The sequence below is a fragment of the Streptomyces sp. NPDC104313 genome, from assembly GCF_055583985.1.
Genome location: NZ_JBVJMW010000017.1, coordinates 136,029 through 158,477, shown reverse-complemented (window position 1 = coordinate 158,477; position 22,449 = coordinate 136,029). Strand labels below are relative to the sequence as shown.

Here is a 22,449-nt window from a genome sequence, read left to right as displayed (position 1 = left end):
TCCCATCTCCGGGGGGGGGTGGCGGGGGGGGGGGGGCCGCGGCGGGGGCCGCCCCCCCCCCCCCCCCCCCCCCCCCCCCCCCCCCCCCCCCCACGCCGGTTCGTTGGGCGGATCAGCCGCGGGAGGCGGCGGAGCCGCTCTGGCTGCCGGGTCCGTCGTAGTCGTCACCGTAGGAGCCCTTGGACGGGCGACGGCGGCGCAGCGGCGGCTCGACGCCGTCCGCGAGCCGACGGGCGGTGACCAGGAAGCCGGTGTGGCCGATCATCCGGTGGTCGGGGCGGACGGCGAGGCCCTCCACGTGCCAGTTGCGGATCATCGACTCCCAGGGCTGCGGTTCGGCGAAGCAGCCGATCTCGCGGATGGACTCGACGGTGCGCGAGAGCTGGGTGGTGGTGGCGACATAGGCGCAGAGGATGCCGCCGGGCACCAGGGCCTTGGAGACGGCCTCCAGACACTCCCAGGGGGCGAGCATGTCCAGCACGACGCGGTCGACGTCGGTGTCGGAGAGGTTGTCCTGGAGGTCGCCGACGGTCAGCTGCCAGGCCGGGTGCGGGGAACCGAAGTAGCGCTCGACGTTCTGCTGGGCGATCTCGGCGAAGTCCTCGCGGCGCTCGTAGGAGTGCAGCATGCCCTGCTCACCGATGGCGCGCAGCAGGAAGGTGCTGAGCGAGCCGGATCCGACCCCTGCCTCCACGACGCGGGCGCCGGGGAAGATGTCGGCGAAGGCCAGGATCTGACCCGCGTCCTTGGGGTAGACCACGGCGGCGCCGCGGGGCATGGACAGGACGTAGTCGGGGAGCAGGGGGCGCAGCGCGAGATAGGCGACGTTTCCCGTGGTGCGGACAACACTGCCCTCGGGAGCACCGATCAGCTCGTCGTGCGGGAAAGAACCCTTGTGGGTGTGGAAGTTCTTTCCGGCTTCGAGCGTGAAGGTGTAGTGGCGGCCCTTGGGGTCGGTGAGCTGTACCTGGTCCCCGACCTTGAAGGGCCCACGTCGGCGGGCGGCACCGGTCGGTTCAGACATGTGACCAGCCTACCGGTGATTCCCGGGCCGCCGACCGCCCGGGCCACACCGGGCCACACCGGTCGACGGCCCGGGAGGGCCGTCAGGCGCCGGGGCGGGCCATGGCCTTGACGAAGGCGCGTTCCACGTCGGAGGTGGAGAGGACTCCGTAGATCTCGCCGGTCTCCTCGACGACCAGGTATTCGGTGGCGGGGGTGGCCTTGAGCCGGTCCAGGAGGGCTTCGCCGGCCAGTTCCGCGGGGACCTTCATGCCGTCGGTGAGGTCCTGGGCGAGGCCACTGACGGCGACCCAGGGGCGGCGGTGTTCGGGGACGCCGACGATGGCGGCCTCGCGGACGACGCCCTTGGGGTTGCCCTGTCCGTCGACGACGACCAAGGCGCGGGCGCCCGCCTCGTTGGCCCGGCGCAGCGCTTCGGAGAGCGGGGTGGCGGACTCGACGGGAACGGCGCGGCGGGTCAGGGTGCGGGCCCGGAGGTCGGGCAGGTGCTCACGGAGGCGGGCCACGCGCAGGCTGTTCCCGGCACCGGTCCAGATGATGCCCGCGAGGATCGCGGCGAGGAGCGCGTCCATGACGGTCTCGACCCCGCCGATGTCCTGGGCGGTGCCGCCCAGCTTCCCGGTGTGGGTGAGCAGCGGCAGTCCGACGAGGACGACGACGGCGAGGCCGCGGCCGACCCAGGCGGCGGCGATGGTGCCGCTCATGGGCTTGCCGGTGATCTTCCAGACGACGGCGCGGAGCATCCGGCCGCCGTCGAGGGGCAGGCCGGGCAGCAGGTTGAAGGCGGCCACGATGAGGTTGGAGATCATCAGGCCCGCGAGCAGGACGCCGGGGACCGTGCCGGGCTCGACGAACTGCATCGCGCCGTAGAAGACGCCGCCGAGGACCAGGGACAGGAGCGGTCCGACGAAGGCGAGGACGAACTCGCGGCCGGGTGTCTCGCTCTCCTTCTCGATCTCCGAGACGCCGCCGAAGAACTGGAGCTGGATGCGGCGGACCGGGAGCTTGTAACGCAGCGCGGCGACTGTGTGGGCCAGTTCGTGGACGAGCACGGAGGCGTAGAAGGCGATGGCGAAGAACAGGGCGACGAGGTAGCGGACGGCGCCCAGCTCGGGCAGCACACGGTCGAGCTGGCCGCCGAACACCCAGGTGATCAGCGCGGCGACGACGAACCAACTGGGGGCGACGTACACGGGCACGCCGAAGGGCCGGCCCATGAGCAGACCGCCGCCCGGCTCGGCGGGACGCTTCGGCTTGCCGTTGTCGGGATCGGTGCCGGGGGCCGTTCCCCCTGCGCCGGGCTGCGGCCGCCCGCTGTCGCCGCTGTCGTCCACGGGGTCCCTTCGGTTCGGTGAGTGGCGTTCGCCACGATCATGCAGTGTGCGAGGGTCTGCCGTCGATGGTATGCCGCTCGCTGTCAGTGGCGGGCCGTAGGGTCTTCAGACATGACTTCCGTGCCGCGGCAGCCCCAGCCGCCTTCGTCCCTGTCGCCGTCGCGGGCGAGCGATTTCATGCAGTGTCCCTTGCTCTACCGCTTCCGGGTCATCGACAAGCTGCCGGAGAAGCCCAGCGAGGCGGCTACCCGCGGCACGCTGGTCCATGCGGTGCTGGAGCGGCTCTTCGACACCCCGGCGGCCGACCGGACGGCGCCGCGGGCGCGGGCGCTGATTCCCGGCCAGTGGGACCGGCTGCTGGAGTCGAAGCCGGAGCTGACCGGGCTGTTCGCCGGAGACACCGGGGGTGAGCGCCTGACACGCTGGCTGGGTGAGGCGGAGCGGCTGGTGGACCGGTGGTTCTCGCTGGAGGACCCGACACGTCTCGAGCCGGCGGAGCGTGAGCTGTTCGTCGAGACGGAGCTGGAGTCGGGGCTGCGGCTGCGCGGGGTGATCGACCGGGTGGACATCGCGCCGAGCGGCGAGGTCCGGATCGTCGACTACAAGACGGGGAAGGCGCCGCGGCCGGAGTATTCCGAGGGCCCGTTGTTCCAGATGACGTTCTACGCGCTGGTGATCTGGCGGCTGAAGGGCGTGGTGCCGCGCCGCCTCCAGCTGGTCTATCTGGGCAGCGGGGATGTGCTGACGTACGACCCGGTGGTGGCGGACCTGGAGCGGGTGGAACGCAAGCTCCTGGCGCTGTGGGACGCGATCTCGCTGGCGACGGAGACCGGTGACTGGCGGCCCCGGCCGACGAAGCTGTGCGGCTGGTGCGACCACCAAGCGGTGTGTCCTGAATTCGGCGGGACTCCCCCGGTATATCCGCTGTCGGTCCGCCCGGCGGATTCGGGTGAGGATGGCCAGGGCAGAATGGGACCGGTCCAGGCCGAGGCCGGCCGTGCCGTGGCCCTTGAGGGCCCTTAAGGAGTTCCTGTGGCGATCCGCGTCCTTCTGGTCGATGACCAGCCTCTGCTGCGCACCGGTTTCCGGATGATTCTGGAGGCCGAAGGCGATCTGGCGGTGGTCGGTGAGGCCGGTGACGGTCTGCAGGCCATCGATCAGGTGCGGGCGCTGCAGCCCGATGTGGTGCTGATGGACATCCGGATGCCACGGATGGACGGTGTGGAAGCCACCCGTCAGATCTCCGGCCCCGGGAAGGACGGCCCGGCGAAGGTGCTGGTACTGACCACCTTCGATCTCGACGAGTACGTGGTGGAGGCGCTGCGTGCGGGTGCGAGCGGCTTCCTGCTGAAGGACGCTCCGGCGGCGGAGCTGGTGCAGGCGATCCGGGTGGTGGCGGCGGGCGAGGCGATGCTCGCGCCGAGCATCACGCGCCGGCTGCTGGACAAGTACGCGGATCACCTGCCGTCCGGTGAGGATCCGGTGCCGGACGCCCTGCACACGCTGACGGACCGTGAGGTCGAGGTGCTGAAGCTGGTGGCGCGGGGGCTGTCCAACGCGGAGATCGCGGCGGATCTCTTCGTCAGTGAGACGACGGTCAAGACGCATGTGGGCCATGTGCTCACGAAGTTGGGTCTGCGGGACCGGGTGCAGGCCGCGGTGTACGCGTACGAGAGCGGACTGGTGCGTCCCGGCGCGCAGTAGCGGCCCCGCACACGCACACGCACACGCACACGCACACGCACACGCACACGACGAAGCCGTCCGGCCCGTTCCCGGCCTTGAAACAGGAGGAGAACGGGCCGGACGGCTTTTCCCGGTCAGGTCTCAGGCGCCGGGCCGGTTGAGCTCCCAGAGCTGGAGCTCGGAGGTGGCGCTGACGGAGCGCTCCACCCCGGCGATCCCGTCGCGGGAGGCCACGTACTGCTTGGCCTGCCAAATCGGCAGCACCGGCACATCGGTGGCGACGATGTTCTGGAGCTTCTCGTAGGTGGCACCGGCGGCGGTGCGGTCGCTCTCGCGGCGGGACTGCGGGATGAGCACCTTCTGCGCCTCGCGCGAACGGTAGGGCGAGTTGAGGAAGTTGTTCTCGTCCAGGAAGGGGGCGGTGTAGTTGTCCGGGTCCGGGAAGTCGGGGAACCAGCCCATGCCGTAGGCCGCGTAGTCGCCGCGCTTCTGCTCGGGGCGGTACTTCGACCACTCCTTGCCCTGGACGGAGACGTCGAAGAGGCCCGAGCTGTTCAGCTGCTGCTGGATCGCCTTGAACTCCTCGGCGGTGGCCGGGCCGTAGTGGTCGCTGGTGTAGTGCAGGGTGAACTTGACCGGCGTCTTGACCCCGGCGTCGCGGAGGATCGCCGCGGCCTTGGTGGTGCTGGGCTCGCCGTACTTGTTGAAGAAGGCGTTGGTGTGCCCGGCGATGCTGGACGGGATCAGCGAGTAGAGCGGTTCGGCGGTGGTGCCGTACACCTTGCCGGCGATCTCGCCCCGGTCGACGATCTGCGCCATGGCCTGCCGGACGGGCTTGTTGACCACGGGGTCCTTGGTGTCGAACCCGACGTAGCTGATGGCCAGGCCGGGCAGCTCGGTGAGCTCGACGCCCTCCTTCGGCTCCACGAGCATGTCGTGGGCCTGCTGGGGCGACATCGCCCGGGTCATCATGTGGATCTTCTCCTCGTCCAGCGCCTTGCCCATGGCCTCGGCGTCGGGGAAGAGGTCCATCTCGACCCTGTCGTTGAGGACCTTCAGCTCGCCCTTGTACGAGGGGTTCCTGTCGAAGGCGATCTTGACGACCCGGCCGTCCTCGACCTGCGGCTTCATGGTGTACGGACCGGAGCCGTTCACCTGGAAGCCGGCGCGTCCCTCCTTCGCCGGGTACTGCGCCTTCGGGACGATGCCGGCGGCGGGGGTGGCGAGCTTGTACGGGAAGGTCGCGTCGGGCGTGTTCAGGTGGAAGATCACCTGGTCGTCGCCCTTGGTCTCGATCGTGTCGATGTTGGCGAGCAGTCCGACCGGCCCGCTGTCCGCGTCGATGTCGATGACGCGCTGGATGGAGTGCTTCACGTCCTCGGCGGTGACGGCCGTCCCGTCGGCGAATGTGAGGCCGGCCCGCAGGGTGCAGCGGTAGCTCTCGTTCGCGGTGTCGGTGAAGGTGCAGCTGCGGGCGGCCTCGGGCACCGGCTCGCCGCCGCCGCCCGGCACCGTGGTCAGGGTCTGCACGGTCTGCCGCAGGACGTTCCAGACGCCCGCTTCGTAGCCGATGGCCGGGTCGAGCGGCGCGGGGTTCTCCTTGGAGGCCACGAGCTGATCCGTGGTGCCGACGACGATGGCCCCCTTGCCACCGGCGCCGCTGTCCGTGCCGCCGCAGGCGGCGAGCACGGGGGCGAGCAGGCCGACGACGGCCGGCAGCACCAGGGTCTTGCGGTTCATCTGGACGTTCTCCCTCATCCCGGCGGGTGAGGAATCAAAGCTAGTAGCCGCGGGTGACCGCTCCGACCGTTCGGCGGGCGGCTCCCACTCCCCCGCCGACCGGATGAGGCGACATACGATCACCATTGAGGACAGTTCACCCGATCCCGGCGGCCCACCGAAGACCCACGGGTGAGGAAGGTCACCCATCCAACCTCTTCACAGATGCACCCTCAACTGATCCACATCCACGGAACATTGTCGGAACGCACACGAAGGCGACCAGAAAATCCGCTGTTCGTTCACAAGTGCACGCTCGGTACTGGTGCGTGCTCGGTACGGGTCAGCCCGTACCGCCCGCTTGGGTGATGAGCTTGCGCAGGAAGGCGAGGTCGACCTCTTCGAGGGAGCCGACGACCACGCGTCCGGCCGCGGGCGCGATGGGGGCGACCGACGGCACGGCGACGACCCGGCAGCCGGCGGCCTCGGCGGCGGCCACGCCGGTGGCGGTGTCCTCGATGACGGCGCAGCACCAGGGGTCGGCGCCGAAGCCCGCGGCCGCGGTGAGGTAGGGATCGGGGTGGGGCTTGGTCCGGGCGACCTCGTCCCCGGCGACGGTGAGCGCGAAGTGGTGGTGACCGACCGAGTCCAGCACCCGGTCGATGATCCGGCGGTGGGAGGCCGAGACGAGCGCGGTGGGGATCTGTGACGCGGACAGTTCGGCGAGCAGCCGCTCGGCGCCCGGCATCAGCGGCACCCCGCGCACGATGCGCTTCTCGAAGCCGTCGTTGAGCAGCACGGTCAGCTCGTCCAGCCGGATGTCGGCGCCGGTGGCGTCGATGAGGTAGCCGGCGCTGCGGGTCATCGGGCCGCCGACGACCACGTCCCGCCAGGACTCGTCCAGCCGGTGCCCGAGGCCGGCGAAGACCTCCTTCTCGACGTCCCACCAGAAGCCCTCGGTGTCGACCAGGGTTCCGTCCATGTCGAGAAGGACCGCCTGCAGGGCGGCGCCTTCGGCCGTGCGGGTCAAGGACGCGGGGACCGTACTGGTCATCCGGCACACCTTCCGTAAGGGACGAGAAGGCCGGCCGCCATTCCCGGAGAAACGGGAGGGCGACCGGCCTGCACTGGACCGACCAGTGTACGACGTGTCCGGCCGGGGTGCGCGGAGGGCGCGAGACCGCGGCGGGAATACGGGGTTACCGGGCGTTGAAGTACTTGGCCTCGGGGTGGTGGATGACGATGGCGTCGGTGGACTGCTCCGGGTGGAGCTGGAACTCCTCGGAGAGGTGTACGCCGATCCGCTCCGGCTGGAGAAGGTCGGCGATCTTCGCCCGGTCCTCCAGGTCCGGGCACGCCCCGTAACCGAGCGAGAACCGCGCGCCGCGGTACTTCAGCGCGAACATGTCCTCGACGTCCGCGGGGTCCTCCCCGGCGAAGCCGAGCTCGCTGCGGACCCGGGCGTGCCAGTACTCGGCGAGCGCCTCGGCGAGTTGGACGGAGAGGCCGTGCAGCTCCAGGTAGTCGCGGTAGGAGTTGGCGGCGAACAGTTCGGCGGTGGCCTCGCCGATCCGGGAGCCTACGGTGACGATCTGGAGGCCGATGACATCGGTCTCGCCGGACTCCTCGGGGCGGAAGAAGTCGGCGAGGCAGAGGCGCCGGCCCCGGCGCTGGCGCGGAAAGGTGAAGCGGGTGCGCTCGGAGCCGTCCTCGTGGAGGAGGATCAGGTCCTCGCCCTTGGAGACGCAGGGGAAGTAGCCGTAGACGACGGCGGCTTCCAGGAGGTTGTTGGACTGGAGGTGGTCGAGCCAGCCGCGCAGGTGCGGGCGTCCCTCGGTCTCCACCAGTTCCTCGTATGTCGGTCCGTCGCCGGTCCGGGCCTGCTTGAGACCCCACTGGCCCTTGAAGAGGGCGTCCTCGTCGAGCCAGGAGGCGTAGTCCTTGAGCGGGATGCCCTTGATGACGCGGGTGCCCCGGAACGGCGGTTCGGGGATGGGGTTGGTGGTGGAGACGTCCGAGCGGACCGTGCCCTCGGGCTCCTCGACCTCCAGCACGGCGGTGTCGGTGTTCTTCTTGGGGACCCTGCGCTGCTTGAGCTCGGGCAGGACCGCGCCCGGCACGCCGCGCTTGACCCCGATGAGCGCGTCCATGAGGCGCAGGCCCTCGAAGGCGTCCCGGGCGTAGCGGACCTCGCCCTCGTAGATCTCGTGCAGGTCCTGTTCGACGTAGGCCCGGGTCAGCGCCGCGCCGCCGAGGATCACGGGGAAGTCGGCGGCCATCTTGCGCTGGTTGAGCTCCTGGAGGTTCTCCTTCATGATCACCGTCGACTTCACCAGGAGGCCGGACATGCCGATCACGTCGGCGCGGTGCTCCTCGGCGGCTTCCAGGATCGCGGAGACGGGCTGCTTGATGCCCAGGTTGACGACGTTGTAGCCGTTGTTGGAGAGGATGATGTCGACGAGGTTCTTGCCGATGTCGTGGACGTCGCCGCGGACGGTGGCCAGCACGATGGTGCCCTTGCCGTCGGCGTCGGTCTTCTCCATGTGCGGCTCCAGGTGGGCCACCGCGCTCTTCATGACCTCGGCCGACTGGAGGACGAACGGCAACTGCATCTGGCCGGAGCCGAACAGCTCGCCGACCACCTTCATGCCTTCCAGCAGCGTGTTGTTGACGATGTCGAGGGCCGGGGTGTCCTGGAGTGCCTCGTCGAGGTCCGCCTCCAGGCCGTTCTTCTCGCCGTCGATGATGCGGCGCTGAAGGCGCTCGTCCAGCGGCAGGGCCATCAGTTCCTCGGCCCGGCCGGCCTTCATCGACTTCATGTTGACGCCCTCGAAGAGCTCCATGAGCTTCTGGAGGGGGTCGTAGCCCTCGGCGCGGCGGTCGTAGATCAGGTCGAGGGCGACCTTGACCTGCTCCTCCTCCAGCCGGGCGATGGGCAGGATCTTCGAGGCGTGCACGATCGCGGAGTCCAGGCCCGCCTTGACGCACTCGTCGAGGAAGACGGAGTTCAGGACGGTCCGGGCGGCCGGGTTCAGGCCGAAGGAGATGTTGGAGAGGCCGAGGGTGGTCTGAACGTCGGGGTGGCGCTTCTTCAGCTCGCGGATCGCCCCGATGGTGGCGATGCCGTCGCCGCGGGACTCCTCCTGGCCGGTGCAGATGGTGAAGGTCAGGGTGTCGATGAGGATGTCGGACTCGTGGATGCCCCAGTTGGTGGTGAGGTCCTCGATCAGCCGCTCGGCGATGGCGACCTTGTGCTCGATGGTGCGGGCCTGGCCCTCCTCGTCGATCGTCAGGGCGATCAGGGCGGCCCCGTGCTCGGAGGCCAGGGCGCTGACCTGCGCGAAGCGGGACTCGGGGCCGTCGCCGTCCTCGTAGTTCACCGAGTTCAGCACGGCCCGGCCGCCGAGCTTCTCCAGACCGGCGCGCAGCACGGGCAGTTCGGTGGAGTCCAGCACGATCGGGAGGGTGGAGGCGGTCGCGAAGCGGCCGGCCAGCTCCGCCATGTCGGCGACTCCGTCGCGGCCCACGTAGTCGACGCAGAGGTCGAGCATGTGCGCGCCCTCGCGGATCTGGTCGCGGACCATCTCCACGCAGTCGTCCCAGCGGGCCTCCAGCATGGCCTCGCGGAACTTCTTTGAACCGTTGGCGTTGGTGCGCTCCCCGATCGCCAGGTAGGCGGTGTCCTGGCGGAAGGGGATCGTCTGGTAGAGGGAGGCCGCGCCGTGTTCGGGGCGCGGGTCCCGCTCGGTCGGCGTGAGCCCCCGGGTCCGCTCGACGACGGCCCGCAGGTGCTCCGGCGTCGTACCGCAGCAGCCGCCGATGAGGGAGAGGCCGTAGTCCCGGACGAAGTTCTCCTGGGAGTCGGCGAGACCGTCGGGGCCGAGCGGGAAGTGCGCGCCGTCCTTGGTCAGAACGGGCAGTCCGGCGTTGGGCATGCACATCAGGGGCGTACGGGAGTGGCGGGCGAGGTAGCGCAGGTGCTCGCTCATCTCGTCCGGGCCGGTCGAGCAGTTCAGACCGATCAGGTCGATACCCAGCGGCTCCAGGGCGGTCAGCGCGGCGCCGATCTCGGAGCCCAGGAGCATGACTCCGGTCGTCTCGAAGGCGAGGGAGCAGATCAGCGGCACGTGGACGCCGAGGGCGTCCATCGCCCGGCGCGCGCCGATGATGCTCGACTTGGTCTGCAGCAGGTCCTGGGTGGTCTCGACGATCAGGGCGTCGGAGCCGCCCGCGAGGAGGCCTTCGGCGTTCTTCTGGTAGCCGTCGCGCAGGACGTCGTAGGTGATGTGGCCGAGCGAGGGCAGCTTCGTGCCGGGACCGATCGAGCCCAGGACCCAGCGCTGACGGCCGTCCTTGGCGGCGAACTCGTCCGCGACCTCGCGGGCGATCCGGGCGCCCGACTCGGAGAGCTCATGGATCCGGTCCGCGATCTCGTACTCGTTCGCGGCGGAGTGGTTCGCGCCGAAGGTGTTGGTCTCGACGCAGTCGACGCCGACCGCGAAGTACTCCTCGTGGACCGAGCGCACGATGTCGGGCCGGGTGACGTTCAGGATCTCGTTGCAGCCTTCGAGGTTCTCGAAGTCCTCCAGCGTGGGGTCCTGTGCCTGGAGCATGGTGCCCATCGCCCCGTCGGCCACCACCACGCGGGTGGCAAGTGCCTCTCGGAGCGCGTCTGCGCGGGTCCGGCTGTCGGCGGCGGATGTCGGCAACGAGGCCATGGATGATCTCCCAGGGATGCGACGGCTGTCGGCTTTGCGTCCTTCTTGGGGAAGGCGCACCTCGCCAGCCTAGCCGGACACCGCCCGGGACCGTAGGTGCGTCCATGGGACGGACTGCATGCTGTGCGGGTGCGGCGCGGACGGACCGGTGGCGGGGACTTTCCCTCGGAGTCCGACGTAGGTCGGCATCGACCGATAGTGTTCAGCATTGTCGAACCGAGGTGGAGGAGTACGGCGCGATGGCCAAGAACATCCAGTCGCTGGAGCGGGCAGCCGCGATGCTGCGCCTGCTGGCGGGCGGCGAGCGCCGGCTCGGGCTCTCCGACATCGCCTCCTCACTGGGGCTGGCCAAGGGCACCGCGCACGGCATTCTGCGCACGCTCCAACTGGAGGGCTTCGTCGAGCAGGACGCGGCGTCGGGCCGCTACCAACTGGGCGCGGAACTACTGCGGCTGGGCAACAGCTATCTGGACGTCCACGAGCTGCGGGCGCGCGCTCTGGTCTGGACGGACGACCTGGCGCGCTCCAGCGGCGAGAGCGTCCACCTCGGGGTGTTGCACCAGCACGGAGTGCTGATCGTCCACCATGTCTTCCGGCCCGACGACAGCCGCCAGGTGCTGGAGGTCGGGGCCATGCAGCCGCTGCACTCCACGGCGCTGGGAAAGGTGCTGTCCGCGTACGACCCGGTGGCCCACAGCGAGGTCATGGAGGCGGAGCGCCGCTCCTTCACCGGGCGCACCGTCACCGCCGCCGACGCCTTCGAGTCGATGCTCGACCTGATCCGGGCCCAGGGCTGGGCCGCCGACGCCGAGGAGACCTGGGAGGGCGTGGCCGCGGTGGCCGCCCCGATCCACGACCGGCGCAGGATGCCCGTCGGGGCCGTCGCCGTGACGGGCGCGGTGGAGCGGGTGGCCCCGGGCGGGACGCTGCGCCCCGAGCTGATCGCGGCCGTACGCGACTGCGCCCGCGCGGTCTCGCGGGATCTGGGCGCCGGCCGCTTCTGACGATCCGCACGGCCCTCCTCCCGCTCCCCGCACCGCCGCGGGCATCGCCGCTCCGCGCACCCGTCCCGCACGCGGCCTCGCCCGCCGGGCGCCGGTGGGGCGGGCGCCCGCGCCCCGGCACATCCCGCACGCGGTAACGATCGCGTCGCGCACCGAGTCGTGGACCACAGAACCCTTGACGCTTCCTTCACTCGGGGGAAACACTGCCGTTCAACGGTCGGCATTGTCGAACACCTAACGGCTATACGCGTTAGGGTGTGACAGTGCCAAGGGCCGGTCAAGCCCTTACAGGTGGGCTGCCCACGCTTCGTGGATACCCACCTGGGGCGCGGAACACCGGCGGGACCGGTGCTCCGCTCTCCCCTGGACGAAGGACAAAGGAGTCGCGGGTGTCCAGCTCCGACATTTTCATCGGCGAGACCATAGGTACCGCCGTACTCATCCTGCTCGGCGGTGGTGTCTGTGCCGCCGTCACGCTGAAGCGCTCGAAGGCGCACAACGCCGGCTGGCTCGCCATCACCCTCGGGTGGGGCTTCGCCGTGCTGACCGGCGCGTATCTCGCCGGCGGCGTATCGGGCGCCCACCTCAATCCCGCGGTCACGGTCGGCCTCGCCATCGAGGGCGGCACCGCGTGGGGCGACGTCCCCCTCTACCTCGGCTCGCAGCTGCTCGGCGCGATGATCGGCGCCCTGCTGGTCTGGGCGGTCTACTACGGCCAGTTCCACGCCCATCTGACCGACCCGGAGATCGTCGGCACCAAGTCCACCGACGAGGGCATGGTCGACCGGACCGCCGCCCCGAAGGCGGGCCCGGTGCTCGGGATCTTCTCCACCGGGCCGGAGATCCGCAACGGCGTGCAGAACGTGATCACCGAGATCATCGCGACCGCCGTGCTGGTCCTGGCGATCCTGACCCAGGGCCTGAACAACGAGGGCAACGGCCTCGGCACCCTCGGCGCGCTGATCACCGCCCTGGTCGTCGTCTCCATCGGACTCTCGCTCGGCGGCCCGACCGGCTACGCCATCAACCCGGTCCGCGACCTCGGTCCGCGCATCGTGCACTCCCTGCTGCCGCTGCCGAACAAGGGTGGTTCGGACTGGGGCTACGCGTGGGTACCCATCGTGGGTCCGCTCGTCGGCGGCGCACTCGCCGGCGGGCTCTACAACCTCGCCTTCGCGTAGCCGCACTCTCATCACCTCACAGACTTCCGGGAGCACACCGTGACCGACGCACACACCACCGGCACCCACGGCACCGGGCCGTTCATCGCGGCCATCGACCAGGGCACCACCTCCAGCCGCTGCATCGTCTTCGACAAGGACGGCCGGATCGTCTCCGTCGACCAGAAGGAGCACGAGCAGATCTTCCCGAAGCCGGGCTGGGTCGAGCACGACGCGACCGAGATCTGGGAGAACGTCCAGGAGGTCGTCGCCGGGGCCATCGTCAAGGCCGGCATCACCTCCGCCGACGTCAAGGCGATCGGCATCACCAACCAGCGCGAGACCACGCTGATGTGGGACAAGAACACCGGTGAGCCGGTGCACAACGCGCTGGTCTGGCAGGACACCCGCACCGACGCGCTCTGCAAGGAGCTCGGCCGCAACGTGGGCCAGGACCGGTTCCGCCGCGAGACCGGGCTGCCGCTGGCCTCGTACTTCGCCGGACCCAAGGTCCGCTGGCTGCTCGACAACGTCGAGGGGCTGCGCGAGCGCGCCGAGAGCGGCGACATCCTGTTCGGCACCATGGACTCCTGGGTCATCTGGAACCTGACCGGCGGCACCGACGGCGGGGTGCACGTCACCGACGTCACCAACGCCTCGCGCACCCTCCTGATGAACCTGCACACCATGGCGTGGGACGACAAGATCCTCACGTCCATCGACATCCCGGCCGCGGTGCTCCCCGAGATCCGCTCCTCCGCCGAGGTGTACGGCCACGCCAAGGGCGGCATCCTCGACGGCATCCCGGTCGCCTCCGCCCTCGGCGACCAGCAGGCGGCGCTGTTCGGCCAGACGTGCTTCGCCGAGGGCGAGGCCAAGTCCACGTACGGCACCGGCACCTTCATGCTGATGAACACCGGCGGAACCCCGGTGAACTCGTACAACGGGCTGCTCACCACCGTCGGCTACCAGATCGGCGACAAGCCCCCGGTGTACGCGCTGGAGGGCTCCATCGCGGTCACCGGTTCGCTGGTGCAGTGGATGCGCGACCAGATGGGCCTGATCAAGTCGGCCGCCGAGATCGAGACGCTCGCCTCCTCGGTCGAGGACAACGGCGGCGCGTACTTCGTGCCCGCCTTCTCCGGCCTGTTCGCCCCCTACTGGCGTCCCGACGCCCGGGGCGTGATCACCGGCCTCACCCGCTACGTCACCAAGGCGCACATCGCCCGTGCCGTCCTGGAGGCCACCGCCTGGCAGACCCGCGAGATCAGCGACGCCATGACGAAGGACTCCGGCGTCGAGCTGACCGCGCTCAAGGTCGACGGCGGCATGACGTCCAACAACCTGCTGATGCAGACGCTCGCCGACTTCCTGGACGCGCCGGTGGTGCGCCCCATGGTCGCCGAGACCACCTGCCTCGGCGCCGCCTACGCCGCCGGTCTCGCCGTCGGCTTCTGGCCGGACACCGACGCGCTGCGCGCCAACTGGCGCCGGGCCGCCGAGTGGACACCCCGCATGGACGCGGACACCCGTGCCCGCGAGTACAAGAGCTGGCTCAAGGCCGTCGAACGGACCATGGGCTGGATCGAGGACGAAGAAAGCTGACGAGGAGCATCACCATGACCACCCTGCAGAGCGTTCCCGCCCTCGGAACGCACCCGGCCTCCGGCTCGCTGCCGAGCCGCGCCGAGACCCGGGAGCAGCTGTCCCGGGCCACGTACGACCTCCTGGTCATCGGCGGCGGCATCCTGGGCATCTCCACCGCCTGGCATGCCGCGCAGTCCGGGCTGCGGGTGGCCCTGGTGGACGCCGGTGACTTCGCCGGCGCCACCTCCTCCGCCTCCTCCAAGCTCCTCCACGGCGGGCTGCGCTACCTCCAGACCGGCGCGGTCAAGCTGGTCGCGGAGAACCACTTCGAGCGTCGCGCGGTCTCCCGCGAGGTGGCCCCGCACCTGGCCAACCCGCTCACCTTCTACCTGCCCGTCTACAAGGGCGGCCCGCACGGCGCGGCCAAGCTCGGCGCGGGCGTCTTCGCCTACTCCGCGCTCTCCGCGTTCGGCGACGGCGTCGGCCATGTGATCAGCCCGGCCAAGGCGCAGCGCGACGTCCCCGAGCTGCGCACCGACCAGCTGAAGGCCGTCGCGGTCTACGGCGACGACCAGATGAACGACGCCCGTATGGCCCTGATGACGGTCCGCGCCGCCGTCGAGGCGGGCGCGGTCGTCCTGAACCACGCGGCCGTCACGGGCCTGCGCTTCACCCGGGGCCGGGTCACCGGCGCCGACCTGAAGGACAGCGCGGACGGCACCGAGTTCGGCGTCACCGCCCGGCTCGTGCTGAACGCCACCGGCCCCTGGGTCGACCACCTGCGGAAGATGGAGGACCCGAACGCGGCCCCCTCCATCCGGCTGTCCAAGGGCGCGCACCTGGTTCTCAAGCGGACCCGGCCGTGGCGGGCGGCGCTGGCCACCCCGATCGACAAGTACCGGATCACGTTCGCTCTGCCGTGGGAGGACATGCTGCTCCTCGGCACGACGGACGAGGAGTACGAAGGCGACCCGGCCGATGTCGCGGTGACCGAGGCGGACACCGCGCAGATCCTCGACGAGGCGGCGTTCTCGATCAAGGACCAGCAGCTGTCGCGCGATCTGATCACGTACTCCTTCGCGGGGCTGCGGGTGCTGCCCGGCGGTCCCGGCGACACCTCCAAGGCCAAGCGCGAGACGGTCGTCACGGAGGGCCGCGGCGGGATGCTGTCGGTCGCCGGCGGCAAGTGGACGACGTTCCGCCACATCGGCCGCACCGTGATGAACAAGCTGGCCGCCCTGCCGGGGCACCCGCTGGCCGAGGACATGGAGCCGATGAACCGGCTGCCGAGGAAGCTGCCGCTGCCCGGTATCGCCAACCCGAACGCGGTAGCGCACCGGCTGCTGATCGACGGCCCCGCCCCCGGCCCCCGGATGGCGCCGGACACCGCCCGGCACCTGGCCACACACTACGGATCGCTCGCCTTCGACATCGCCCGCCTGGCCAACGAGAGCCCGGAACTGGCCGAGCGCGTCCACCCGGACGCCCCGGAGATCTGGGCCCAGGTCGCCTATGCCCGGGACCACGAGTGGGCCGAGACGGCGGACGACGTGCTGCGCCGCCGGACCACGCTGACGATCCGGGGCCTGGCGACGGACGACGTCCGCGCCGGCGTCGAGAAGCTGCTGGCCGAGAAGGACTGACCCACCCGCGGTCGCGGGGACGGGGGCGGCTTCCCACGGAGCCGCCCCCGTCGGCGTGCGCGAACGCCCCGGCGCACGCGCCACACTCCCGCCATACGTTCGCAACGTGCCCCGGGGAAAGTGGAGTTCATGAGATTCTCCGTGCTCTCCCTGATCGGCCACGAACCGCACCCGCTCACCGGCGAACTCCTCCCGGCCGCCGACCGGTTCGAGGAAGTGATCGACACGGCCGCGGTGGCGGAGCGGCTCGGCTTCGACGCGTACTCGGTGGGCGAACGGCACGCCGGGGCCTTCCTCTCCTCCAGTCCGAACGTGGTGCTGGGCGCGATCGCGGCCCGTACGAGCACCATCCGGCTGCTCACCGGGGTGACCGTCGTCGCGATCCTCGACCCGGTCCGGGTGGCGGAGGACTTCGCGACCCTCGACCAGATATCCCGGGGTCGGGTCGAACTGGTCGTCGGCAAGGGCGCGGAGGCGGGCCACTTCGACCTGTTCGGGCTCGACGAGGCACGGCAGTGGGACCTTCAGAAGGAGAAGTACGAGCTGCTGCGGCGGCTGTGGAGCGAGGAGGGCGTCGACTGGGAGGGCGAGTTCCGGCCGCCCCTGAAGAACGTGACGACGGTGCCGCGCCCGTACGCGGGCGTGCCGCGCGTGTGGCACGGCTCGGCGACCAGCCTCAACTCCCCCGAGCTGGCGGCCAAACACGGCGACCCGCTGTTCACCGCGAACGCCATCCAGCCGCGCGAGGCGTACGCCAGGCTCATCGCCCACTACCGGGAGCGGTTCGAGGCGTACGGGCATGATCCGGCGGATGCCGAGGTGGCGGCGGGATCGGGCGGACTCCTCATCGCCGACAGCTCGCAGGCGGCCGTGGAGCGGTACAAGGACCTGTACGAGGCGCGGGTGCGGCAGACCTTCAAGCCGCATCTGGAGGGCAGGGCCGGCTACAACACACCGTTCCGCACGATCGAGGAGGCGATCGAGGGCGGCCCGCAGCTGATCGGCAGCCCGCAGCAGATCATCGACAAGATCCTCGGCTGGCACGAGGTCTACCGCCACGATCTCCAGTCGATCACCGTGGACGGCTTCGGGCTGGAGAGGCCGGAGCAGTTGGAGACGCTCCAGCGGTTCGCGCAGGAGATCGCCCCGGTGGTGCGGCGGGAGGCGCCGTCCTCGCCCCGGCGCTGACACGGAGCCGGCTCGCCGCGGTACCGACGTGGAGCCGGCCGGCCCCCGCGACGCGGGGGCCATGATGCACTGATCCGCCCGCTGATCCACTCCCGGTGGCAGGGTTCACCCGGCCGTGCGAGAGGGCTGCGGGGTGGAGGCCCGGAAGCCGTAAGGTTGCTCCGTACGTATGGAGACATCGGAAGGAGGCCCGGGTGATCGAGCTCGAGTCGGTGCCCGAGCTGATCGACCCGGTCATGGTGGCCGCGTTCGAAGGCTGGAACGACGCCGGGGACGCCGCCTCCACAGCGGTCGGTCATCTGGACCGGGAGTGGAAGGGCGAGGTGTTCGCGGCGCTGGACGCCGAGGACTACTACGACTTCCAGGTCAACCGGCCCACGGTGTGGCTGGACGGCGGTACGCGGAAGATCACCTGGCCGACGACGCGGCTGTCCGTGGTGCGTGTGGGCGGGGAGAAGCCCCGGGACCTGGTCCTGGTACGCGGCATCGAACCGTCGATGCGCTGGCGGTCCTTCTGCAACGAGATCCTCGGCTTCGCCCATGAGCTGGGCGTCGAAATGGTCGTCATCCTGGGCGCGTTGCTCGGCGACACCCCGCACACCCGGCCGGTGCCGGTGAGCGGGGTCACCTCGGACCCGGACCTGGCACGGACGATGGACCTGGAGGAGACGCGGTACGAGGGTCCCACGGGCATCGTCGGGGTCCTTCAGGAGGCGTGCACGCACGCCGGGGTGCCCGCGGTCAGCCTGTGGGCGGCGGTTCCGCACTATGTGTCGCAGCCGCCGAACCCGAAGGCGACGCTGGCCCTGCTGAACCGTCTTGAGGACCTGATCGGGCTGCGCATCCCGCTGGGCGAGCTGCCCGAGGACGCACGGGCCTGGCAGCTCGGTGTGGACCAGCTGGCCGCGGAGGACAGCGAGGTCGCCGAGTACGTGCAGACGCTGGAGGAGGCGCGGGACACCGCGGAGCTCCCCGAGGCGTCCGGCGAGGCCATCGCCCGGGAGTTCGAGCGCTATCTGCGACGGCGGGACGGCGGTCCCGGACAGGGGCCGGGCGGCCATGCGACGGAGACCGGGGACGTGCCGTATCTGCGCGATTCCTCCAGCGGCCGCACCCGCCCGCCGAAGCCGCCGCGTCCGGAGACGGGGCGGGGGAAAGCCTCCGGCGACAAGGGTGCCCAGGGGCCTGACGACGCGCCGGGGGACGACTCCGGTGAAGGTTCCGGGAGCGCTCCCGACCAGGACTGACCGCACGGCGGTGGCGAACCGCGGAGCGCCGCACGGGAGAGGATCCCGTGCGGCGCTCCTGTTCGTGGGTCCGGGTGCGGCTCAGGCGCGGTGGAACTTCGCCGCGGCCCAGTCGCCGTGGTCCCCGGTCCTGGACCCGTTGGTGTCGGTGACCTTCAGGCGCACCTGCCGTACGCCGTCGAGCCTCACGTCCACCGGCAGGGTCGCCGATGCCCCGGTCAGCTTCGGCGAGGTCCACAGCACCTTGCCGTCGCCCTCCACGGAGAACGCGACTTCCCCGTAGCCGTTGATCTCGTCGTCGATCCCGACGTCGGCGGTGAACGCGGTGCACCGGCCCCCGAGGTGGACGGCGATGCCGGAGTCGGCGTGGGCCCCGCCGGGCCCCGCGAGCAGCCCGAGCAGCCCGAGCAGCCCGAGCAGCGCAGCGACTACCACCACTCTCATGCGCGTTGATGTTTGCATAGCGAGCTTTTAGCGCAACTTCAAGCACCTGGCCATGAACAAAAAGGAACCGGCCCCGAACTTCGTGGAGAAGTCCGGGACCGGGTCCGGTTGATCGGATCGGGCGGCGGGAGCCGCGCTCGGTCCTACAGCGCGACCCCCAGCAGGGCGTCGACCGTACGGGAGACGACGCCGGGCGCGCCCTCGTCCGTGCCGCCCTCCGCGTCCTGGAGCGCGGCCCAGCGGTCCACCGCGGCGAGCGCCGAAGGGCTGTCCAGGTCGTCCGCGAGGGCCTCGCGGACCTCCTCGACCAGCGCGTCGGCCGACGGCCCGTCGGGGCGCGAGACGGCGGCCCGCCAGCGTCCGAGGCGCTCGACAGCGTCGGCCAGCACCTGGTCGGTCCACTCCCAGTCGGAGCGGTAGTGGCGGGAGAGCAGGGCGAGGCGGAGGGCCGCCGGGTCCACGCCGTCGCGGCGCAGCGTCGAGACGAAGACCAGGTTGCCGCGCGACTTGGACATCTTCTCGCCGTCCAGGCCGACCATTCCGGCGTGGACGTACGCCTTGGCGAACGGGTGCTCGCCGGTCAGCGCCTGGGCGTGGGAGGCCCCCATCTCGTGGTGCGGGAAGGCGAGGTCGGAGCCGCCGCCCTGGATGTCGAAGCCCATGCCGAGGTGGTCGAGCGCGATGGCTACGCACTCGATGTGCCAGCCCGGGCGGCCTTCGCCCAGGGAGGCCCCGCCCCAGCTCGGCTCGCCCGGGCGGGCGGCCATCCAGAGCATCGGGTCGAGGGGGTTCTTCTTGCCGGGGCGCTCCGGGTCGCCGCCGCGCTCGGCGGAGAGCAGGCGCATCGCCTCGGCGTCGAGGCCGGAGACCTCGCCGAAGTGCGGGTCGGCGTCGACGGAGAAGTAGACGTCGCCGTCCAGTTCGTAGGCGGCGCCCGCGTCCCGGAGGCGTTCGACGAGGGGCACGATGCCCGGTATCGCCTCGACGGCTCCGATGTAGTGCTGCGGGGGCAGCATCCGCAGGGCGGTCATGTCCTCGCGGAAGAGCGCCGTCTCGCGCTCCGCGAGCTCAATCCAGTCCTGGCCGTCGCGCACGGCCCGCTCCAGCAGCGGATCGTCCACGTCGGTCACGTTCTGGACATAGTGAACCTGCCGCTTGTTGTCGAGCCACACGCGCTGAACGAGGTCGAACGCGTTGTAGGTCGCCGCATGACCCATATGGGTCGCGTCGTACGGCGTGATGCCGCAGACATAGATGCGGGCGACGGGACCGGGGTCAAGGGTGATCCGTCCGCCGGTCGCGGTGTCGTGGATCCGAAGGTCGCGGCCCTTGCCAGGCAGGGCGGGGACCTCAGAAGCGGGCCAGGCATGCATGTCATGAGCCTAACCGGACGATGCTTCCGGATACGAACCGGCTCCGGAAACCTGTCCGAAGAGGCCCTCTTGCGTGAAACACCTGGCAGGCGGTAAGGCCCGGCCCTGTCGCGAGGGGCTTCTACACCGGCGGCCAGGGAATGGGCGGCCACTGACCGCTCGGCTGCGGGTGCACGGCGCTCTTGACCAGCCCGGCGACCCGCTCCCGCAGGGCCTCCAGTTCGGCCGGTGTGATGAGTTCGGCCATCCGGGTGGCGAGGACGGTCCCCGGCGCCAGCTCACCGGCCAGCCGGCCCAGCACCGCCAGCGCCTCCTCGGTCAGCGGCTCGCCCGCCCAGCCCCAGAGCAGGGTCCGCAGTTTGTCCTGCGCGTTGAAGGTGACACCGTGGTCGATGCCGAAGAGCTGTCCGCCGGGGGCCGGCAGCAGGTGTCCGCCCTTGCGGTCACCGTTGTTGATCACCGCGTCCAGCACGGCGAGCCGCTGGAGCCGGACGTCGTCGGCGTGCACCAGCAGCGCGGTCTTCCCCTCCCCCACGTCCGCGAAGCCCACGGCCTTCCAGCCGTCACCGGGCTCCTCGCCCTCGACGAGCGCCAGCAGCGAGGGCGCGTCCTCATCGGCTGCGGGGCCATCGATCCAGAGCTGGCACATGCCCTGCCCGTACGGCCCCTCCCGCAGCACGGTCGGCGGCACGAGGTCCCAGCCGGTCGCCCGGGAGATCTCGTACGCGGCGACCTCCCGCTGGGCGAGGGTCCCGTCGGGGAAGTCCCACAGCGGCTGCTCCCCCGCGACCGGCTTGTAGGCGCAGGCGCGCTCCTCGCCCTCGTACGCCACCGTGCAGTGCAGCACCGCGTTGGACGCCCCGCCGACCTGCCCGAGGACGGTGATCACGCCCTCGGTGAGCAGGGTGAGCAGGTCGGTGTCCGTCAGGCTCCGCGACGGTATCCGTTCTGGCGCGGGCATACGTGTCCTTCCGGATCAAGTGGCAAGCTGCACAACGGACACGGTGGGCGGCCGGCGTTGACGACGTCCAGGGCCCGCTTGGCGAAGGCGCGGGCCTGGGCGCCGCTGAGCCGGACCCGGAGCATCGGCGGGCCGTTCTCCTCGTCCTGGAGGAGCTTCTCCTCGGCCTCCGCGAGGTCGTCCTCGGAGCCGGCGTCGAGTTCGACGAGGGCCTGCGCCTCGACGATCATGCGCTGTTCCTCGCCGTCCCAGGCCAGGGCCATGGTGCCGACCCGGAACTCCTCCTCGACGGGAACGTCGAGCGGCGCGGTGTCGGAGACGGCGGCGGGGGCCACCGCGGGCACCGGGGAGTTGCCCCCGGTGCGGCGTACGACCTCGTCGAGCAGTTCGTCGATCCGCTCGGCGAGAGCGGCGACCTGGGCCTTCTCCAGGGCGACGCTGGTGACCCGGCCCTGGGTGGACGCCTGCAGGAAAAACGTACGGCGGCCAGGCAACCCGACCGTACCGGCCACGAATCGGTCCGGTGGGTCGTAGAGGAACACCTGACGGGACACGTCCTGCTCCCTAGAGCTTCGATGGTGGTTGGGCGGCGCTACGGCGCGTCCACCCTACTGCCCGGAGCGATCACGGCGCGCCCGCACCACCCCCGACCGTCGCCTCCGCCGAGCCGTCGTCCGGGGCGGACACGGCGGCGTCCGCCCCGACGGGGTGTTCACGGGGGGCCAGGGAGGAGAGGTCACCGGTGTCGCCGAGCCTCAGGATGAAGGGGCGCAGCCGGGTGTAGCGGATCGCGGTGACCGAACAGGGGTCGACGTGGACGCGCTGGAAGAGGTCCAGATGCATGCCCAGGGCGTCGGCGACGAGGGACTTGATGACGTCGCCGTGCGAGCACATGACGTAGGTGGCGTCCGCACCGTGCTCCGCCTCGACCCGTTCGTTCCAGTCGCGTACGGCGTCGACGGCGCGGGCCTGCATCGCGCGCATCGACTCACCGCCCGGGAAGACCGCCGCGGAGGGGTGCTGTTGGACGACGGACATCAGCGGCTCATCGGCGAGTTCGGCCAGCTTCCGTCCCGACCAGTGGCCGTAGTCGCACTCGCTGATGCGGTCATCGGTGTGCAGGGGCAGGTCGGGGCAGGCGTCGAGGAGCGGCTGGAGTGTCTGCCGGCAGCGCTCCAGCGGGCTGCTGACGGCGAGGACCGGGGCCGCGGCGGAGAGTCGCGCGGGGAGGGCCGCGGCCTGTTCGGCGCCGCGTTCGTCGAGGGAGACGCCGGGGGTGCGGCCCGCGAGCACTCCGGCGGTGTTGGCGGTGGAGCGTCCGTGGCGTACGAGGATCAGCGTGGGCATACTCGCCAGCCTAGA

The 22,449-nt window shown here is 70.7% G+C and carries 17 protein-coding genes and 1 pseudogene; 8 read left to right on the top strand and 10 right to left on the bottom strand.

What is annotated here, in order from left to right:
• Nucleotides 1–112: 112 nt before the first annotated feature.
• Together ACZ60Q_RS31010 and ACZ60Q_RS31005 are read right to left on the bottom strand one after the other, a co-directional pair.
• Entirely contained in the window at nt 113–1,024 is a 912-nt protein-coding gene (locus ACZ60Q_RS31010) for a tRNA (adenine-N1)-methyltransferase (protein ID WP_469640878.1), read from the bottom strand.
• An 82-nt stretch (nt 1,025–1,106) separates the two neighbouring features.
• Nucleotides 1,107–2,357, bottom strand: coding sequence for a site-2 protease family protein (locus ACZ60Q_RS31005; RefSeq protein WP_469640877.1), 1,251 nt, complete (start codon nt 2,355–2,357; stop codon nt 1,107–1,109).
• Nucleotides 2,358–2,534: 177 nt separating this feature from the next.
• Between ACZ60Q_RS31005 and ACZ60Q_RS31000 the strand changes: the two genes are divergently transcribed.
• Both ACZ60Q_RS31000 and ACZ60Q_RS30995 read left to right on the top strand, forming a co-directional pair.
• Complete coding sequence (locus ACZ60Q_RS31000; protein WP_469640876.1) at nt 2,535–3,380, top strand: RecB family exonuclease; 846 nt, start codon at nt 2,535–2,537, stop codon at nt 3,378–3,380.
• 9 nt (nt 3,381–3,389) lie between these two features.
• On the top strand, nt 3,390–4,061 hold the full coding sequence (locus tag ACZ60Q_RS30995) for a response regulator transcription factor (protein WP_352241707.1): 672 nt from the start codon (nt 3,390–3,392) through the stop codon (nt 4,059–4,061).
• A 123-nt stretch (nt 4,062–4,184) separates the two neighbouring features.
• Here ACZ60Q_RS30995 and ACZ60Q_RS30990 read toward each other — a convergent pair whose 3' ends face one another.
• From ACZ60Q_RS30990 to metH, 3 genes are all read right to left on the bottom strand, one after another.
• Complete coding sequence (locus ACZ60Q_RS30990) at nt 4,185–5,783, bottom strand: ABC transporter substrate-binding protein (protein ID WP_469640875.1); 1,599 nt, start codon at nt 5,781–5,783, stop codon at nt 4,185–4,187.
• Between the two features lie 322 nt (nt 5,784–6,105).
• A complete protein-coding gene (locus ACZ60Q_RS30985; RefSeq protein WP_469640874.1) occupies nt 6,106–6,816 on the bottom strand; it encodes an HAD family hydrolase in 711 nt (236 codons plus the stop codon).
• 145 nt (nt 6,817–6,961) lie between these two features.
• A complete protein-coding gene (gene metH, locus ACZ60Q_RS30980) occupies nt 6,962–10,480 on the bottom strand; it encodes a methionine synthase (protein ID WP_469640873.1) in 3,519 nt (1,172 codons plus the stop codon).
• A 239-nt stretch (nt 10,481–10,719) separates the two neighbouring features.
• Between metH and ACZ60Q_RS30975 the strand changes: the two genes are divergently transcribed.
• The 6 genes from ACZ60Q_RS30975 to ACZ60Q_RS30950 all read left to right on the top strand — a co-directional run bounded on the left by ACZ60Q_RS30975 (nt 10,720) and on the right by ACZ60Q_RS30950 (nt 18,309).
• Nucleotides 10,720–11,484, top strand: coding sequence for an IclR family transcriptional regulator (locus ACZ60Q_RS30975; RefSeq protein ID WP_032752890.1), 765 nt, complete (start codon nt 10,720–10,722; stop codon nt 11,482–11,484).
• Nucleotides 11,485–11,873: 389 nt separating this feature from the next.
• Entirely contained in the window at nt 11,874–12,665 is a 792-nt protein-coding gene (locus tag ACZ60Q_RS30970; protein ID WP_469640872.1) for an MIP/aquaporin family protein, read from the top strand.
• Between the two features lie 39 nt (nt 12,666–12,704).
• Nucleotides 12,705–14,249, top strand: coding sequence for a glycerol kinase GlpK (gene glpK, locus ACZ60Q_RS30965; RefSeq protein WP_469640871.1), 1,545 nt, complete (start codon nt 12,705–12,707; stop codon nt 14,247–14,249).
• A gap of 14 nt (nt 14,250–14,263) precedes the next feature.
• Nucleotides 14,264–15,874, top strand: coding sequence for a glycerol-3-phosphate dehydrogenase/oxidase (locus tag ACZ60Q_RS30960; protein ID WP_469640870.1), 1,611 nt, complete (start codon nt 14,264–14,266; stop codon nt 15,872–15,874).
• A 129-nt stretch (nt 15,875–16,003) separates the two neighbouring features.
• On the top strand, nt 16,004–17,062 hold the full coding sequence (locus tag ACZ60Q_RS30955) for an LLM class flavin-dependent oxidoreductase (RefSeq protein ID WP_469640869.1): 1,059 nt from the start codon (nt 16,004–16,006) through the stop codon (nt 17,060–17,062).
• A 194-nt stretch (nt 17,063–17,256) separates the two neighbouring features.
• On the top strand, nt 17,257–18,309 hold the full coding sequence (locus tag ACZ60Q_RS30950; RefSeq protein ID WP_469640868.1) for a PAC2 family protein: 1,053 nt from the start codon (nt 17,257–17,259) through the stop codon (nt 18,307–18,309).
• A gap of 81 nt (nt 18,310–18,390) precedes the next feature.
• On the opposite strand, the pseudogene ACZ60Q_RS30945 reads toward ACZ60Q_RS30950, so the two are convergent.
• The 5 genes and pseudogenes from ACZ60Q_RS30945 to ACZ60Q_RS30925 all read right to left on the bottom strand — a co-directional run.
• Nucleotides 18,391–18,684: pseudogene (locus tag ACZ60Q_RS30945) on the bottom strand (NPCBM/NEW2 domain-containing protein); the annotation flags it as partial.
• A 212-nt stretch (nt 18,685–18,896) separates the two neighbouring features.
• Complete coding sequence (mshC, locus tag ACZ60Q_RS30940) at nt 18,897–20,126, bottom strand: cysteine--1-D-myo-inosityl 2-amino-2-deoxy-alpha-D-glucopyranoside ligase (protein WP_469640867.1); 1,230 nt, start codon at nt 20,124–20,126, stop codon at nt 18,897–18,899.
• 121 nt (nt 20,127–20,247) lie between these two features.
• Nucleotides 20,248–21,087 (bottom strand): SCO1664 family protein, encoded by an 840-nt coding sequence (locus ACZ60Q_RS30935; protein ID WP_469640866.1) that lies wholly within the window; start codon nt 21,085–21,087, stop codon nt 20,248–20,250.
• Nucleotides 21,051–21,641: a DUF3090 domain-containing protein gene (locus ACZ60Q_RS30930; protein WP_469640865.1), complete on the bottom strand. Its 591-nt coding sequence runs from the start codon at nt 21,639–21,641 to the stop codon at nt 21,051–21,053. Before ACZ60Q_RS30930 ends, ACZ60Q_RS30935 begins: the two co-directional genes overlap by 37 nt.
• Before the next feature lie 70 nt (nt 21,642–21,711).
• Entirely contained in the window at nt 21,712–22,434 is a 723-nt protein-coding gene (locus ACZ60Q_RS30925; RefSeq protein WP_469640864.1) for a histidine phosphatase family protein, read from the bottom strand.
• Nucleotides 22,435–22,449: the final 15 nt, after the last annotated feature.

Coding starts and splice junctions, on each gene's coding strand:
- ACZ60Q_RS31010 (WP_469640878.1), bottom strand. CDS start 1,024: ATGTCTGAACCGACCGGTGCCGCCCGCCGACGTGGGCCCTTCAAGGTC.
- ACZ60Q_RS31000 (WP_469640876.1), top strand. CDS start 2,535: ATGCAGTGTCCCTTGCTCTACCGCTTCCGGGTCATCGACAAGCTGCCG.
- ACZ60Q_RS30990 (WP_469640875.1), bottom strand. CDS start 5,783: ATGAACCGCAAGACCCTGGTGCTGCCGGCCGTCGTCGGCCTGCTCGCC.
- ACZ60Q_RS30985 (WP_469640874.1), bottom strand. CDS start 6,816: ATGACCAGTACGGTCCCCGCGTCCTTGACCCGCACGGCCGAAGGCGCC.
- metH (WP_469640873.1), bottom strand. CDS start 10,480: ATGGCCTCGTTGCCGACATCCGCCGCCGACAGCCGGACCCGCGCAGAC.
- ACZ60Q_RS30975 (WP_032752890.1), top strand. CDS start 10,720: ATGGCCAAGAACATCCAGTCGCTGGAGCGGGCAGCCGCGATGCTGCGC.
- ACZ60Q_RS30960 (WP_469640870.1), top strand. CDS start 14,264: ATGACCACCCTGCAGAGCGTTCCCGCCCTCGGAACGCACCCGGCCTCC.
- ACZ60Q_RS30955 (WP_469640869.1), top strand. CDS start 16,004: ATGAGATTCTCCGTGCTCTCCCTGATCGGCCACGAACCGCACCCGCTC.
- mshC (WP_469640867.1), bottom strand. CDS start 20,126: ATGCATGCCTGGCCCGCTTCTGAGGTCCCCGCCCTGCCTGGCAAGGGC.
- ACZ60Q_RS30935 (WP_469640866.1), bottom strand. CDS start 21,087: ATGCCCGCGCCAGAACGGATACCGTCGCGGAGCCTGACGGACACCGAC.
- ACZ60Q_RS30925 (WP_469640864.1), bottom strand. CDS start 22,434: ATGCCCACGCTGATCCTCGTACGCCACGGACGCTCCACCGCCAACACC.